The sequence below is a fragment of the Glutamicibacter sp. NPDC127525 genome (assembly GCF_042672105.1).
In the GTDB taxonomy this organism is placed as follows: domain Bacteria; phylum Actinomycetota; class Actinomycetes; order Actinomycetales; family Micrococcaceae; genus Glutamicibacter.
This window is the reverse complement of sequence record NZ_JBHXVN010000002.1, coordinates 126234-141730: the sequence shown is the minus strand read 5'-3', so window position 1 is coordinate 141730 and position 15497 is coordinate 126234. Positions and strand designations below refer to the sequence as shown.

The 15497-nt window shown below is 60.0% G+C and carries 16 protein-coding genes and 1 riboswitch; of the genes, 9 read left to right on the top strand and 7 right to left on the bottom strand.

Features of this window, described 5'->3' with window-relative positions; translation table 11 throughout:
* The first annotated feature begins 133 nt into the window (after nt 1-133).
* The 4 genes from ACFVHU_RS06405 to ACFVHU_RS06390 are packed head-to-tail and all read left to right on the top strand — an operon-like array spanning nt 134 to nt 3729.
* Nucleotides 134-775: an ABC transporter permease gene (locus ACFVHU_RS06405; protein ID WP_105656261.1), complete on the top strand. Its 642-nt coding sequence runs from the start codon at nt 134-136 to the stop codon at nt 773-775.
* Nucleotides 768-2030 (top strand): betaine/proline/choline family ABC transporter ATP-binding protein, encoded by a 1263-nt coding sequence (locus ACFVHU_RS06400; RefSeq protein WP_133834049.1) that lies wholly within the window; start codon nt 768-770, stop codon nt 2028-2030. The genes ACFVHU_RS06405 and ACFVHU_RS06400 overlap by 8 nt, the downstream gene beginning before the upstream one ends.
* A complete protein-coding gene (locus ACFVHU_RS06395; RefSeq protein WP_105661999.1) occupies nt 2027-2755 on the top strand; it encodes an ABC transporter permease in 729 nt (242 codons plus the stop codon). Before ACFVHU_RS06400 ends, ACFVHU_RS06395 begins: the two co-directional genes overlap by 4 nt.
* Entirely contained in the window at nt 2752-3729 is a 978-nt protein-coding gene (locus tag ACFVHU_RS06390; RefSeq protein ID WP_388023231.1) for a glycine betaine ABC transporter substrate-binding protein, read from the top strand. Before ACFVHU_RS06395 ends, ACFVHU_RS06390 begins: the two co-directional genes overlap by 4 nt.
* Nucleotides 3730-3878: 149 nt before the next feature.
* Here the strand turns inward: ACFVHU_RS06390 and ACFVHU_RS06385 are convergent, their stop codons facing one another.
* Entirely contained in the window at nt 3879-4037 is a 159-nt protein-coding gene (locus tag ACFVHU_RS06385; protein WP_166650780.1) for a hypothetical protein, read from the bottom strand.
* A 221-nt stretch (nt 4038-4258) separates the two neighbouring features.
* Here ACFVHU_RS06385 and ACFVHU_RS06380 point away from each other — a divergent pair, with 221 nt between their 5' ends.
* On the top strand, nt 4259-4807 hold the full coding sequence (locus ACFVHU_RS06380) for a YceI family protein (RefSeq protein WP_105656264.1): 549 nt from the start codon (nt 4259-4261) through the stop codon (nt 4805-4807).
* Between the two features lie 113 nt (nt 4808-4920).
* On the opposite strand, the gene ACFVHU_RS06375 is transcribed toward ACFVHU_RS06380, so the two are convergent.
* The 5 genes from ACFVHU_RS06375 to ACFVHU_RS06355 all read right to left on the bottom strand — a co-directional run bounded on the left by ACFVHU_RS06375 (nt 4921) and on the right by ACFVHU_RS06355 (nt 10062).
* Nucleotides 4921-5364 carry a hypothetical protein gene (locus tag ACFVHU_RS06375; RefSeq protein WP_388023227.1) on the bottom strand — a complete coding sequence of 148 codons (444 nt, stop codon included), beginning with the start codon at nt 5362-5364 and terminating at the stop codon, nt 4921-4923.
* A 127-nt stretch (nt 5365-5491) separates the two neighbouring features.
* Entirely contained in the window at nt 5492-6664 is a 1173-nt protein-coding gene (locus ACFVHU_RS06370) for an MFS transporter (RefSeq protein ID WP_388023224.1), read from the bottom strand.
* 535 nt (nt 6665-7199) lie between these two features.
* Nucleotides 7200-7832 carry an LUD domain-containing protein gene (locus ACFVHU_RS06365; protein ID WP_105656267.1) on the bottom strand — a complete coding sequence of 211 codons (633 nt, stop codon included), beginning with the start codon at nt 7830-7832 and terminating at the stop codon, nt 7200-7202.
* Complete coding sequence (locus tag ACFVHU_RS06360) at nt 7829-9280, bottom strand: LutB/LldF family L-lactate oxidation iron-sulfur protein (RefSeq protein ID WP_105656386.1); 1452 nt, start codon at nt 9278-9280, stop codon at nt 7829-7831. Before ACFVHU_RS06360 ends, ACFVHU_RS06365 begins: the two co-directional genes overlap by 4 nt.
* 17 nt (nt 9281-9297) lie before the next feature.
* Entirely contained in the window at nt 9298-10062 is a 765-nt protein-coding gene (locus ACFVHU_RS06355; protein WP_105656268.1) for a (Fe-S)-binding protein, read from the bottom strand.
* 146 nt (nt 10063-10208) lie between these two features.
* Here ACFVHU_RS06355 and ACFVHU_RS06350 point away from each other — a divergent pair, with 146 nt between their 5' ends.
* The 4 genes from ACFVHU_RS06350 to ACFVHU_RS06335 all read left to right on the top strand — a co-directional run bounded on the left by ACFVHU_RS06350 (nt 10209) and on the right by ACFVHU_RS06335 (nt 14605).
* Nucleotides 10209-11885, top strand: a complete 1677-nt coding sequence (locus ACFVHU_RS06350; RefSeq protein ID WP_388023220.1) for an L-lactate permease — start codon at nt 10209-10211, stop codon at nt 11883-11885.
* A 24-nt stretch (nt 11886-11909) separates the two neighbouring features.
* Nucleotides 11910-12617: a FadR/GntR family transcriptional regulator gene (locus tag ACFVHU_RS06345; RefSeq protein WP_105656270.1), complete on the top strand. Its 708-nt coding sequence runs from the start codon at nt 11910-11912 to the stop codon at nt 12615-12617.
* Between the two features lie 172 nt (nt 12618-12789).
* On the top strand, nt 12790-13560 hold the full coding sequence (locus tag ACFVHU_RS06340) for an SDR family oxidoreductase (protein ID WP_388023217.1): 771 nt from the start codon (nt 12790-12792) through the stop codon (nt 13558-13560).
* A complete protein-coding gene (locus ACFVHU_RS06335; RefSeq protein ID WP_388023214.1) occupies nt 13550-14605 on the top strand; it encodes an L-idonate 5-dehydrogenase in 1056 nt (351 codons plus the stop codon). Before ACFVHU_RS06340 ends, ACFVHU_RS06335 begins: the two co-directional genes overlap by 11 nt.
* 76 nt (nt 14606-14681) lie before the next feature.
* Here ACFVHU_RS06335 and ACFVHU_RS06330 read toward each other — a convergent pair whose 3' ends face one another.
* The gene (locus ACFVHU_RS06330; RefSeq protein ID WP_332594599.1) at nt 14682-15233 is read right to left on the bottom strand and encodes an OsmC family protein; all 552 of its coding nucleotides are present in this window, start codon (nt 15231-15233) and stop codon (nt 14682-14684) included.
* A gap of 31 nt (nt 15234-15264) precedes the next feature.
* Nucleotides 15265-15386: riboswitch (SAM riboswitch) on the bottom strand.
* Nucleotides 15387-15497: the final 111 nt, after the last annotated feature.

The following is a 15497-nucleotide window of genomic DNA, read 5'->3' as shown; positions in this document are numbered from 1 at the left end:
CAGAGCTTTGATCTGGAAAACGTGGCTTGGCCATGCTCCGCTGACCCGGCTAAACTCATGGCAAGCTACGGTCCCAGAGACCAGTCTTGAAATAACGATCTGGATACGAAACTAAAGTGAAGCAGGTTTTAATGTGGGTGACTTTTTTGGCGAGCGATCTCGCCATATCCTCTTCGCCTCGTGGCAGCACTTCTCGCTAGTCGCGCAGTGCTTGATCCTGGCGACAATTATTGCTGTGCTGATTGCCGTATTGGTATACCGCAACAAGCCCCTATCAGGCTTGGCTAACGGCATTAGCGCCATCGGCCTGACTATTCCGTCCTTTGCCCTGATCGGTTTGCTTATTGTCCCCGTGGGCTTCGGGGTTACTCCGGCAGTCATCGTGGTGACGTTCTTCGCCGCCCTGCCAATTCTGCGCAACGCGATCGTTGGGCTGAACAACATCGAACCAACCATTATCGAGTCAGCGCGCGGCATCGGCATGAGCCGGCTGAAGACTCTGATATCAGTAGAAATTCCCATAGCTTGGCCGGTGATCCTGACTGGCGTACGAATTTCAGCCCAGATGGTGATGGGCGTCGCCGCAGTGGTCTCCTACGCCCTGGGTCCTGGCCTTGGCGGGTTCATCTTCCAAGGACTCTCGCGTCTGGGCGGCGCGAACTCCCTGGAATCCGTGATCACCGGCGTAGTTGGCGTCGTGATCCTGGCGCTCATCCTTGATTTGATTTTGCTCGGCATTGGCCGACTGACTACCCCGCGAGGTATCCGTGTCTGAACATAAGATCCCTGAAAATGCCGTGGCCCAGAATGTCACTGGCGCTTCGATCATGCTCGAAGAAGTAACCAAGACCTACCCGGGACAAAAGAAATCGGCCGTAGGCGGCCTGACCCTGGAGATCCCTGCCGGGTCCATCGTGATGTTCGTGGGGCCATCGGGCTGCGGCAAGACGACCACCCTGAAGATGATTAATCGCCTGATCGAGCCGACCAGCGGCAAGATCGTCATTGACGGCGAAGATGTCACCGGCATGAACGGTGATGAACTGCGCCGCCGCATTGGCTATGTAATCCAGGCCGGCGGCCTGTTCCCGCATATGACCGTGGCGACCAATATCGCCATGGTTCCAAAGATGCTGGGTTGGCCCAAGGAGAAGATCGCTGCCCGCGTCGACGAGCTGCTGGAACTCGTCTCGCTGGATCCGGAACTTTACCGGGACCGTTTCCCCAAGGAGCTCTCCGGCGGCCAGCAGCAGCGTGTGGGCGTCGCCCGTGCATTGGCAGCGGATCCACCGGTCTTGCTGATGGATGAGCCATTCGGTGCAGTTGACCCAATTACCCGCCAGCGTCTGCAGGATGAGCTGCTGAACATCCAGTCTGAAGTCCAGAAGACGATCGTGTGCGTGACCCACGACTTCGACGAAGCGGTGAAGCTCGGCGACTGGATTGCGATCTTCAACGAAGGTGCGCAGTTGGAGCAGTACGACTCCCCAGAAAGGATCCTGGCCAATCCGGCCAGCGAGTTCGTGGAGAACTTCATCGGTTCGGGTGCCGGCTTGAAGCAGCTGACCTTGACGCGGGTGAACGAAGTGGAACTGGGAGAAGCCATCACCACCACACCGGGCAAGAATGCTTCGGAGGTGCTCTCGCAGTTGCAGGGCGCCGGACGCAAATACGCGGTAGTGCTTGATTCGCGGGGACGTCCGCTGCGCCGCATGGACCGCCGGCAACTGTCGCGTGCCCAGATCATCGAGGGTACCTACGATGAATCCATGCCGGTCGTCGGTGAGCAGGCCACCTTGAACGACGCATTGGACACCATGCTGGTGGCCAGTTCCGAGTCGGCCCTGGTAACGGGACGCCGTGATGTGCTCACGGGTGTCATCACGGTGCAGACCGTCATGGAGGCGATCGCGGCCGCGAACAACACCACGGATGCTAATCACGAGGCGCCGGTTGGCCTGAACTCGGGTGCCATCAACGTCGTGAATATCGATCGTGCGGCCACCGGGCAGGATGGTGAATCGGCATGAGATCCGAAACCCGCAGCTTGATTTGGCAGATCGCCGGAATCGCAGCTGCTTTCGCCATCTTGGTGGGTTGGCTGGTAACAGCCGACCTGACCGAGACCGAACAGCAAACGCTGGATCCGGCAACGATTTGGGGCTACACCCTCGACCACCTGAAGATCACGGTCATCTCGGCGCTCATCGTTCTGCTGATCGCGATTCCGCTCGGCGTGCTGCTCACTCGCCCCGGACTGCGCAAGGCAGCCCCGGCGGTGCGCGCCATTGCCAACTTCGGCCAAGCCGCACCCGCCATTGGCGTCATCGTGCTCTTGGCCTTCTGGTTGGGGTTCGGCCCGAAAACTGCCATTGTCTCACTGGTGATCTATGCGATTCTTCCGGTGCTCTCCAACACCATTGTTGGCCTGCAGCAGGTTGATGAACGCCTGGTGGAGGCCGGGCGGGGAATCGGCATGAGCCAGATGTCCGTGCTGTTGAAGGTCGAGCTGCCGTTGGCCGTCCCGGTGATGCTATCGGGCATCCGCACAGCCCTGGTGCTGCTGGTAGGCACCGCGACGTTGGCAACCTTTATCAACGGCGGCGGGCTGGGCATCTTGATCACTACGGGAGTGAACCTGAACCTGAATGTGGTGCTGATTGCCGGCTCGTTGCTAGTGGCCTTGCTGGCTTTGACGATTGATTGGCTTGGCCGCGTCGTCGAACAGGTGGCACGACCGAGAGGACTTTCGTGAACCGCAAACTGAATTTAGCTGTCCTGTCCATGGCCGCGCTGATCGGAATGACTGGGTGCGGACTTAGCCCATCGACCGGGACGGTGCCCAACGCCGGCCCCGCCGAGATCAAGCCGCTGGTCGAAAACGCTGAAGACACCACCGTGACCGTCACGTCCAAGTCCTTTACCGAGCAGCTGCTGCTGGGGAAGATCACCGTGATCGCGCTCAAGGCTGCCGGCTTTGACGTCACCGACCTGACCAATGTTCCTGGCTCCCAGCCGGCACGTCAGTTGCTGCTTTCCGGCGACGCGAGCGTGCTCTGGGAGTACACCGGTACCGCGTGGCTGACCTACTTGGGCCACGAATCACCTGTTGTGGGTGAAGAAGAGCAGTGGCAGTCGGTGCACGATGAGGATGTTGCCAATGGAATTATCTGGGGAAATCCGGCACCGTTGAACAACACCTACGCATTGGCGATGAACGAAGAAACGACCAAGCGGCTGGGTATCACCAAGCTTTCCGAACTGCAGACGCTGGACCCCGAAGATCTGACGTTCTGCGTCGACCCGGAATTCAATTCCCGTCGAGACGGTCTGACTCCAATGCTGGAACACTACGATATCGACCGTGGTTCAGAAGTGGCTGAGGACAATATCGGTCTGTACGACGTGGGTGCCATTTACCAGGCAACCGCTAATGGCGCGTGCAACTTCGGTGAAGTCTTCACCACTGACGGTCGCATCAAGGCGCTTAACTTGACCGTGCTGGAAGATGACCGGAAGTATTTCCCAAGCTACAACGCCGCCCCGGCTTTCAACGGAGAATTCCTTGAAAAGCACCCGGAAATCCAGCAGATCATGGACAAGATCGCTCCGTTGCTGACTGATCAGGTCTTGATGGACCTGAATTACCAGGTGGACGTGGTTGGCCGTGAACCGGCAGATGTTGCCTTCGAATGGATGGTTGGCCAAGGCTTGGTCTCCAATCCCTAACCGAGTCAACGAAAACTGCATGGATTAAGCAATGGATCCCCGTCATCGCGATGCCGGGGATCCATTTCAATGTCGCCGAGGATTCACTGGGGATTGGTTTCTCTCGGATGGATTTGCTTGCAGGATGGAAATAGGTGGAGGCCATCTACCTATTGCTGATTCCGGGTACCTAGCTCGCCGTCGACTTCATCGGCGATTTCGGTCGTGGCAGCGGTAGTGATGGATTCTTCCTGCCAAATTTCCTCTAGCTCTGCGGATAACTCGGCTTCTTCTTGGGCATGATCGGGAACTGGGTCATTTGCGTTCATGGCCTCAGTCTAGCCATGTACACGTCGGAGTAAAGAGGTGCATGAAAAATAACTTCAGTGGAAACTTTCCTAGTCAGTATCAAAATAAGGGTCTCTTGAAGAGTCAGATGAAACTTTTTTAGGGAAAGTGGTTGACGCTTCAACTTCATTAGTGTCATACTGGTATCAGCAAAACAAATTGAGGCGTCAACTACTTGATGGCCCGACGAAAGGATTTAGACATGACTGCATCTGCACTGACCACCGGAACCTGGAACCTCGACGCATCGCACTCCGAGATCGGCTTCTCGGTTCGCCACGCAGGCATCTCCAAGGTTCGCGGCAGCTTCACTGAATTCGACGCAACCCTGACCACCGGCGCAACCCTGGCAGACTCCTCGGTCGAGGCAACCGTCCAGATCGCATCGGTCAACACCAAGGACGCTAACCGCGACGGCCACCTGAAGGGCGAGGACTTCTTCAACGCCGAGCAGTTCCCAACCATGACCTTCAAGTCCACTGCGGTCAAGGGCGAGGCTGGCGAGTTCATTCTCGTTGGCGATCTGACCATCCGCGGCGTGAGCAAGGAAGTTGAATTCGAAGCAGAGCTCGGCGGCGAAGCTGTAGACGCTTTCGGTGCAACCCGCGTTGGCTTCTTCGCATCCACGACCATCTCCCGCAAGGAATTCGGCATCACCTGGAACGCAGCACTGGAAGCCGGTGGCGTTCTGGTCAGCGACAAGGTCAAGATCGAAATCGACGCTTCGTTCGTACTGCCAACCGCAGAGTAAAAGTTTCCCGAAGTCCGTCATGGGGATGACGGGATAAGGGCCGATACCGGCAAAGCCTCCGGCTCACGAAAGTGAGCTGGAGGCTTTGTCGTTAAAGTCGAGGGAAGACGTGCCTAGGACCCGCTGAACGACGGGTCCACGGAAAATGCGATAGCACCGATGACAAGGAATGCGACATACACGATCCAGAGCACGCCCAAAATGGTGCCGATCCAACCGGTCACTTTGCCGACCGTGGATACCGTATTGAATTCCCTTTCGGCTTTATTGGCCTTGAAAATAGCAATCGGGCCAAGGATCACGCCTGCAACGAAGATTGACACAATGCCAAGAATCATCGAGGTCTGTGCCAGCTGGGTGCCTTGAAAATGGGATGCTGTCGGATAGCCGAAGTTGCCCGGGGGATACTGGCCCGGTTGGCCATGTGCCTGTTGATTGTAGTAAGGCTGTTGCGGGACGCCGTTGAGATCGTAGGAACCAGGCTGCTGGTACTGACGGTTCTGACCCTGGTGCCCTGAAGAATAAGGGTTTCGTGGTTCTTCGCCTGGACTGGTCATGGCAACCTGCTTTCCACTTGTGAGGCTCGTTCGCTTAATTCAAGATTCTCACATGCAACCGGCAATAACATCTAATCTCTAGAAGAACTCTCTGCAATGCCAGAATGCCCCGTACCTGCCAGGGAAGTCAGCTGGCTGGGTGCATTCTGCGCCACAGCGCATGAGTGCCAGTCGCCAACGCCACGAGTAACAGGCTCAGTGCCAAGCCGATCCCGAAGATCTGCCCGTAGTGGCCATTCTGCGCTAGATCTGCAGTTAGGTAGGTCGCCGCAGAGGCCCCGGCGAACAGGGCGAAAACGAACAGTGAAACGGTGGTGGCTCGCGCGTCAGGCGAGATTTCGGTCGCCCACCCCTGCATCGATGAGTGCATGATCGCGTTCGCGGCACCCAGGAAGAACGCGGTGAGGGTGTAGGAGGCAGGGGATGGGGCGAACGCCGAAGGGAGGAAAGCTGCGCAAAGCAGCAGGCCTCCACCGCCAATAAGCCACGTTCGGCCAATGCGTGCCACCAATCGGCGCATCAAGCGTGCACCCAGAATGACTCCCAGGGCAAAAGCGCAACCTAGCGCTCCTGCCAAGCCAATAGCGACACCGGATTCTTGCAAGGCGGGAACGATATAGGTCAGCAATCCCATGAGCAGCCCGCCTTCGAGGAAGACGATGGCATAAAGGGCCAAATTCATGGGACGCAAAGCTGCACGGAATTTGAATCCGGAACGCGAATGCTCGGGCTCTGCCGCCTTCCGCAAGCTATACAGGGCTGCTACGCAACCCAGTGCAGGCAACAGGAACACCAGCCGCCAGTTCGCGTATGTTGCCAATGCTCCTGAAGCTAATGTCGCCAGGGTGGTTCCCAGCGAGGAATAGATCTGCAAATCAGATAAGCCGCGAGCGCGTTCCACCCCGGTGCGGGTATCGCCCAGGAGCGTCATCAGTGTGGGATACAGTGCGCCGAACATGAACCCGGTGACGGAGCGGGCAATGAGTAGCGGCAAATAGTCGGTGAACAGGATGCTGGCGACCGCACCGAGGCCAGCGCCGATGAGCGCCGCGCGCAAAACCGCAAGACGCCCGAAACGATCGCTAAGCACGCCCCAGATCGGTTGGCCTATGGCATAGAACAAGGCATAGGAAGCTACCAGTTGGACAGCTTGGGCGAAACTGAGCGAGGTACCCAGCGAAAGTGCGACCAGCATGGGAGGGGTGCCATAGCGGTCGAAGAAGGAAAGGAAGCCGACGAAGCGCAAAGCCGAATCGGGAATGGTGCGTACCGAAATCCGAAGGTCCTGTTGTTTCTCCATCCCGGCCCTTCAAGTGAGAATCTTCCGCCTGCCTATCCATGTAATCAGAATCTGCCCGCTGATGCTGTTTTGGATGACAGCTGCCACGGGCAGATGACGCATCGGCAGCTAGGCAGTTACTGGTGATTCAGTCATGAATTGAGCGAAGAATTCGCCCAACTCACCGGTCGCGTCCAGCGGCAGCGCCATGGACACGTCCAAGCCTGGACAGGATTGGCGGGCTGGGTGCGCCAGATATCTCCGGTGATGAAAATCCGAGGCAAGGGAAGCATAACGGATTGCCGTCACGATGGAGCCAGGGAAGTCATCGCGGGCTTGAGCGTTTCCATGCCACCGGTGCGCTTCCGCGAAATGTTCGAAGCTGGACTGCCGGCTTCGCTTTTTTGCCGCGCGCGATCGAATAGAGGCGGACCTGAAGGGTTTTATTGCCGGCGGCTAGGGCAAGAAGCCGACAGCACACTTAAATGCACTCGCGGCCGGTTCCCCTGGAGGTTTAGGAGGGGGGAACCGGCCGCGAAAGCTTATTGCGCCAGCCTTACAGGCCGCGAACCATCAGGACGTCCAAGGTACGCGGGCCGTGCACGCCTTCAACGCGCTCCAGCTCGATATCACTGGTGGCCGACGGGCCGGAGATCCAGGTCTGCGGACGGGTGATGGCCAGTCGCGGCATGGCTTCTGGCAGCAGGCGCACGATCGACGAGATCGGCACGATGCACACATGGTGGTCGGGTACCAGCGAAATCGCGCGGCGGCCCTGGTTTGGCTCGCCATCGAGGATGATGGTGCCGGACTCGGCGACCGAAACGGCCGACGAGGTGACCACGGCGCTGGTTTCATCCAGTTCGGCGATGCTCAGCCGTGCGCCCGGGGCATCGATGCGCTGCTCGACCTTCTCGCCCAGCCCTGAGAGCCAGCCGGTGTCCAAGCCATGCGGGTAGACAACGCTGGAGGCTCCCGCCAGCTTGGCCGCTACGTATTCCGGGATCTGCGCGGCGTCAATGACGTCCACCCCGGCCTTGTAATCCACCAAGCGGTCCACCAGCAGGTCGATGAGCTCAGCTTCACCCATATCCGAGGTCTTGCGGTATTCGCGGGGTACCTCTTGCGCGACGGGAGCATCGGCTAGTGCCGAGCGGATCCGTCCCAGGATTTCGTCTTTTGCGCTCACTTGGACTCCTTCTCGTCGCTCCACCAGTCGCGGAAGGACTTGTTTGGCGGGGCGGGAATGTCACGGCTGGCGGTCCACCCTGCGGCGATGCCCGGAAGCTTCTTGATCTTCTTTTCCTTGCCGGACATCAGCCGGCCCAGCGGCAAGGCCTTTTCGAGCAGGCCGAGGTTCTTGCCCTTGCCCAACGCCCAGGAGCCGCCCTTCATCAGCAGATCCATCTGGGTCGGGAGCTTGTGCTTGTCGCGGTTGGCATCCACGTCCTCGCCGCGCAGGTGCACGAGGATTTCCGGGATGTTGATCTTCACCGGGCAAGCGTCGTAGCAGGCGCCGCACAGCGAGGAAGCATATGGCAAGGAGCCGTTTTCCTCGACCTGGATGCCGGTCAGCAGCGGGGAGAGGATTGCGCCGATCGGGCCCGGGTAGGTCGAACCGTAGGCGTGGCCGCCGGTGCGCTCGTACACTGGGCACACGTTCATGCACGCCGAGCAGCGGATGCAGTTCAGCGCGGTGCGGCCGAAGCGGTCGGCCAGGGCGCGGGTGCGGCCGTTATCCAGCAGCACGATGTGCACGTTCTGCGGGCCATCGTCTTCGCTCACGCCGGTCCACAGCGAGGTGTAGGGATTCATGCGCTCGCCGGTGGAAGACCGCGGCAGCAGCTGCATGAAGACCTCGATGTCCTCCCAGTGGGGGAGAACCTTCTCGATGCCCATGACCGTGATCAGGGTTTCGGGCAGGGTCAGGCACATGCGGCCGTTGCCCTCGGATTCCACTACGCCCAGGGTGCCGGTATCAGCCAGCGCGAAGTTCGCGCCGGAGATGGCGACCTTGGCGGAAAGGAACTTCTTGCGCAGGTGCTTGCGGGCAGCTTCGGCCAGCTTGGCTGGCTCATCGGTCAGGTTCGGATCCACTACCGGCATTTCCTTGAGGAAGATGTCGCGCACCTCGGTGCGGTTCTTGTGGATCGCCGGAACCAGGATGTGGCTTGGCTTGTCGTTGCCCAGCTGGACGATCAGCTCGGCAAGGTCGGTTTCGAAGGCTTCGATGCCCTCGGTCTCCAGGTGCTCGTTCAGGCCGATTTCCTGGGTGGCCATGGACTTGACCTTGACGACCTCTTTCGAGCCGGTCGCCTTGACCAGCTCGGTAACGATCTTGTTGGCTTCGTCCGCGTCACGGGCCCAGTGGACAATGCCGCCCCGGGCGGTGAAGTTCTTCTCGAACTCTTCCAAACGCTCTTCGAGGTTGGCCATCGTCAGGTTCTTGATGGCGCTGCCGGCGTCGCGCAGCTCTTCCCAGTCCGGAAGCTCGCCGACGACGTTCAGCCGCTTGTCGCGAATGGTGTGGGTGGCGTGGCGCAGGTTCTTGCGCATCTGGGTGTTGCCCAGTTCGCGGTGCGCGGCCTTGGGGAATGGCTCGGTCTCGAACAGGTTGCCCTGCCCGCCGGCAGGCATGCCGAGGAATACCTGAGTCACAGTGACACCGTCTCTTCCATGGTGCTGGCCAGGATATCTGCCAGGTGCAGGGTCTTTGGCTTGGCTCCGGTGCGCGAAAGTCCGCCGCCGATGTGCATCAGGCAGGAGGCGTCGCCGCCCGCGCAGGCCGAGGCGCCGGTGGAGCAGATGTTCTTCATCTTGTCTTCGAGCATTGCCGTGGAGACATCGGAGTTCTTGATCGAGAAGGTACCGCCGAAGCCGCAGCACTGGTCAGCTTCCGGAAGCTCGTTGACGGTGATGCCGCCGACGGTCTTGAGCAGATCAAGTTGCCGATCGCCGAGTTTCAGCGAACGCATGCCGTGGCAGGAAGGGTGGTAGGTGATGGTCTGCGGGAAGTAGCTGCCCAGCTGCTCGGCGGCGTTGGTGATCCCCAGGACATCCACCAGCAGTTGGCTCAGTTCATAGGTGCGCTTGCCCACGGCAACTGCGCGTTCCTTGAGCTCCGGCTTGCCCAGGCGCTCTGCCAGGAAAGGGTGCTGGTGCTTGACCGAAGCAACGCAGGAGCCCGAGGGGGCCACCGCGACGTCATAGTCTTCGGTGTCGAAGGCATTGATGTGGTTTTCGACCACGGGCAGGGCTTCAGGCATATAACCGGAATTCATGTGCATTTGCCCACAGCAGGCTTGCGCCTTGGGGAAAATGACTTCATGGCCCAAGCGTTCCAGGATTTTCACTGTCGACTTGGCGGTTTCCGGATACATAGCATCCACAATGCACGTGGCAAAGAGAGCAATTCGCATAATAAATGACTCTTTCAGGGTGTGGTCAGACCATACTATGCCACGTACTTCGTAATAGTCAAGACTTGTTGTGATAGCTCTCACCTTGTACTCTAGGTGGTCGGACCACATATGGTCAGACCATCTCGAGTAAGGACGCCCACACCGTGTTTACACCCTCCACGGATCCGATCGCGGGGAGCATAGCTGTTTCAGCGCTCATCGCACTGATCCCGCTTGTAGCCTTCTTCGTACTTCTGGCGGTAGTCAAGGTCAAGGCCCACTGGGCCGGCCTCGGCTCGCTCGCTGTTGCCATCCTCGTGGCGATCTTCGGCTGGAACATGCCGGTTGGATTGGCATTGAACTCCGGACTGATGGGCATGGTCTTCGGTGCCTTCCCTATTGTCTGGATCGTTGTCATGGCGATCTTCCTCTACCAGGTCACCGTCAAGTCGGGCCGCTTCGAAGACCTGCGCCGCGTCTTTGACGTTATCGGCGGCGGCGACGTGCGCATCCAGGCCGTGCTGATTGCCTTCTGCTTCGGCGGACTGCTTGAAGCGCTGGCCGGCTTCGGCGCACCGGTGGCGATTACCGCCACCATGCTGCTGGCATTGGGCCTGTCCCCGCTGCGCGCAGCCTGCGCGGTGCTGATTGCCAACACCGCCCCGGTGGCCTTCGGCGCGGTGGCGATCCCCATCACCACCGCTGGTGCCCTGACCGGCATCCCGGCTGCCGACATCGGCGCCATCGTTGGCCACCAGTCCCCGCTGCTGGCACTGTTCGTCCCATCGATCCTGGTGCTGATCCTCGATGGCTGGCGCGGCATGCGCCAGACCCTGCCGGCAACGCTGACCATCGGCATCTCCTTCGGTGTCGCCCAGTGGCTGTGCTCGACCTACTTCTCCTATGAGCTGACCGATATCGTCGCTGCGCTGGTTGGCCTGGCCGCGGCAGTGATCCTGCTGCGCTTCTGGACTCCAAAGGGCGCCGACGAGGCACGCCAGCGCGTGCTGACTGCTGAAGCTGCCGCAATTCCATACGGAGCCAACGCCAAGCTGCACCCGGTCAACACCTGGATGGCCTTGTTCCCGTACCTGCTGGTTATCGTCATCTTCGGCCTGGCCAAGCTGTGGAAGCTGGGCGTGGACATTCCTGCATGGCTGGCAAGCACGGACATCAAGTTCGGTTGGCCAGGACTGGACGGCAAGATCCTGGATGCTGATGGCGAAGCGGTAACGTCGACTATCTACAACTTCCAGTGGCTATCCTCCCCGGGCACCTTGCTGCTGATCACTGGCCTGATCGTGGCCCTGGTCTACGCGAAGAACGACGGCAACGGCAAGTACAAGATGACCTTCGCCGAGGGTGCTGCCGAAATCGGCAAGACCGTCTACAACATGCGCTACGCCGCGCTGACCATCCTCTCGGTCCTCGGCCTGGCTTACGTGATGAACCTTTCGGGCCAGACCATCACCATTGGCACCTGGCTGGCAGGCACCGGCGCATTCTTCGCCTTCCTGTCGCCAATCCTGGGCTGGATCGGCACCGCGGTGACCGGCTCGGACACCTCGGCCAACGCGCTGTTCGCCAAGCTGCAGCAGACCGCTGGCATCAATGCCGGCATCGATCCGAACCTGCTGGTTGCCGCCAACACCTCCGGCGGCGTGGTCGGCAAGCTGATCTCCCCGCAGAACCTGGCCATCGCCGCTACCTCGGTGAAGATGGAAGGCCAGGAGTCGGTAATCCTCAAGAAGGTTGCCGGTTGGTCCGTAGGCATGCTGCTGGTGCTGTGCTGCTTGGTTTACCTGCAGTCCACCCCGGTTCTGTCCTGGATGCTGCCTTAGCTTCGAACGGCTAAAATAGATCCGATGCCAGTAAACCCAGCTCCGCGTGCGTACCAGATTGTTCTCCAAGCAATTGAAGAGGATCTGCGCAAGGAGAAGCTCTCCGTTGGAGACCAGCTTCCCGGCGAGCGTGCGCTCGCGGAGCAGCATGGGATCTCGCGGGCCTCGGTCCGCGATGCCATCCGCATCCTTGATGTGATGGGCATTATCAAGACTTCCACCGGCTCCGGGCCCAACTCCGGAGCGGTGATCATCTCCAACCCCTCGGCAGGCATTTCGCAGGCATTGCGCCTGCACTTGGCGGCCAAGGGGATCAACGTCCGCGAGATCGTCGAATCCCGCATCCTGCTGGAAACCTGGGCAGCGCAAATGACGCCGCGCGATCCGATTCATGCCCAGCAGGTCATTGACCGCACCGCGGTGCTGATCATGCGCATGGACGACGCGCAGCTCTCGCGCGAGGCCTTCCACCGCATTGATGCCGAGTTCCATGTGCTCCTGGCCTCCATGGCCGGCAATGCGGTAGTGGAATCGATGATGGAATCGCTGCGCAACTCGATCAGCGACTATGTCTCCGAATCGGTGCCCAGCGACGAGGCCTGGCAGCCGGTGGTGCGCGTCCTGCGCCGCCAGCACAAGGCCATCCACCACGCATTCGCGACGAACCAGCGCGAACGGGCGGCCCAGCTGCTCGAAGAGCACATCAACTGGTTCTACTCGCAGACCCGCTAGATCCGGCAGGATAGTTTTCAAATAAATAAGTCGGACTTTATGACCCCTCGCACCTCTTATATCTGATATGTTTTGGGGAAGCGACGGGGCTGATTTTTCGGATACAGCAGCTGGTTCATACCGCTGGTGAGTTCCCGTCGATGTACCATCGACACTTCATGCGAGGGAACTCATGAGCCAACTTTTTGACCTGTCCGGACGCCTGGCCCTGGTCACCGGGTCCTCCCGCGGCATTGGACGCGAACTTGCCAGTGCCTTGGCGGATGCCGGTGCCACCATCATCCTTCACGGCCGGGATGCGCAACGCCTGGCCGAAACTGCCGCCGAATTCGGTACCCGCTATGGCACCGAAAGAATCCATAGCGCCTGCTTCGATGTCACCGATGATGCCGCCGTGCGCGAGAACATCGCAGCCATTGAAAAGAACATCGGCCCCATCCGCATTTTGGTGAACAACGCGGGTATCCAGCACCGCGTGCCCATGCTGGATCTGGAGGTGGCTGACTGGCAGCGCGTGATTGACACGAACCTCACCAGCGCATTCCTGGTAGGCCGAGAAGTCGCACGCTCCATGGTGCAGCGTGGCGAAGGCAAGATCATCAACATCTGCTCGGTGCAAACCGACTTGGCCCGCCCCACCATCTCCGCCTACACCGCAGCCAAGGGCGGCCTGCGCAATCTCACCCGCGCCATGACCGCCGAATGGGCTGGTTCGGGACTGCAAATCAACGGCATCGCACCGGGCTACATCCACACCGAGATGACGCAGAATCTGGTGGATGACGAGAAATTCAATTCCTGGATTCTGGGCCGCACCCCGGCTGCCCGTTGGGGAACTGTCGAGGATCTGGCCGGACCAGCAGTCTGGTTGGCCTCGGATGGATCGAACTACGTGAACGGGCAGACCATTTTCATCGACGGAGGCATGAGCGTTGTCGTCTAATTCCCTCGCCACCAGCACGTTGGCCGTCGTGGCCCATGCAGCCGATGATTTGCGTATTGAACAAATCGAGCTGGCAGCGCCGCGAGCAGATGAAGCACGCGTTGCCATCGCTTACGGCGGTATCTGCGGATCAGACTTGCATTACTGGAGCCACGGCGCCGCCGGGGAATCGATCCTCAAGGCTCCAATGGTTCTCGGGCATGAAATCGTCGGCACCATCATCCAGGCCGCCGCTGACGGCAGCGGGCCGGCAGCCGGAACCAAAGTCGCCGTGCACCCGGCAACACCAGGCGAGACCGGGGAACCCTACCCGGCCGACCGCCCGAATCTTTCCCCGGGGTGCACCTATCTGGGCTCGGCCGCCCGCTACCCGCACACCGAGGGCGCATTCGCCCGCGAAGTGAACCTGCCATCACGCATGCTGCGTGAGCTGCCTGCTGGCTTAGCACTGCGTGATGCGGCACTGGCAGAACCGGCTGCGGTTGCTTGGCATGCGGTGTCGCGCGCCGGTGAAGTCGCCGGCAAGAAGGCGCTGGTTATTGGTGCTGGGCCGATCGGAGCTCTCGCTGTAGCAGTGCTCAAGCGTGCCGGAGCCAAAGAAATCATCGCAGTGGACATGCACGAGAAGCCGTTGGAAATCGCCGGGAAACTCGGTGTCACTTCAACTTTGCGCGCCGATGACCAGGAAGCTCTTGCCCAGGTGGGCGCGGACGTGGTGATCGAGGCCAGCGGCAACTTCCGCGGGTTGGCCTCCGCCGTGCGCGGTGCCGTGCGCGGCGGTCGAGTGGTCATGGTCGGGTTGCTGCCCTCAGGAGAACAACCCACACTCATTTCGCTGGCTATTACCCGCGAGCTGGAACTGGTTGGTTCCTTCCGCTTCAACGACGAAATCGACCATGTGCTTGCTGCCCTGGCCGACGGTTCACTGCAGGTTTCCGAGGCGGTAACCCACGAGTTCCCGGTCGCCGATGCGCTTGAAGCCTTCGAAACGGCCAAAGATTCGGCTCGCTCCGGCAAAGTCCTGCTGAACTTCCTGGGGCAATAGTTGGCTTCAGCTAGAAGTGCACCGCGGCGGCCCCTGAAGTCGGGGGCCGCCGCGGTGCTTTTTAGTTCAGCGAACTCTAGTTGATCTCTGTGATGCTCACCGCGGTTGTCACCGGCACCGGATTGGCGAAGAGGTCCAGCACTGGGCAGTGGGCATCCACTGCGCGGCGCAGTTCTTCATAGCGTTCAGCTGATTCCGGTCCGGCAATCCGGATGTCCAGATCCACCGACGAGAAGCCGGGGCGGATGGTCTGGTCGATGCCGAAGAGTCCGCGGACATCGAGGTGGCCATTGGCCTGGATCTTCACGTCGTCCACCTGGATGCCGAGATTCTGCGCGTACAAGCGATAGACCACAACCTGGCAGGAGATGAGCGCTCCGAGCGCGTATTCCACGGGGCTTGCGGCCAGGTCGCTGCCGCCCAGGGCAGCTGGCTCGTCGACCTGGAAGGTGTGCTTGCCCGAGACAATGTTGCTGGCTACCGAATCGAAGCCTTCGCCCTCCACAGTGAAAGTCAATTGGGCACTTTGCGGGGCAGCCGAAATTCGTTCGCCCCAGCCCTTGCCTGCTTCCTGCAGGCGCTGTGCGCGGTCTTCGGATACGGTTGGGGCAGATGCTGCATTAGTCATGGGGAATTGATCCCCTTTCTGGCGCAAGGGGCGCCATCGCTTACGCATCTTGGCTGTCAAGATGCGTCGAATCTTCACCTGGGGCACCCCGCACAATGACGCAGGAGGGTTGCCGTCCACTCAGCCAGGGCTCAAAGAGTGGAACTCGTGATTCAGTGATTAATTTCTATCGGTTGCAGGGCCCGCGGGTAAAGGGCAGAAGTAACTTTTCGTCACCGGGCATCTTGCTTTCCGGCTCGCTAAGATGGAATCTAGCTCTCGGGC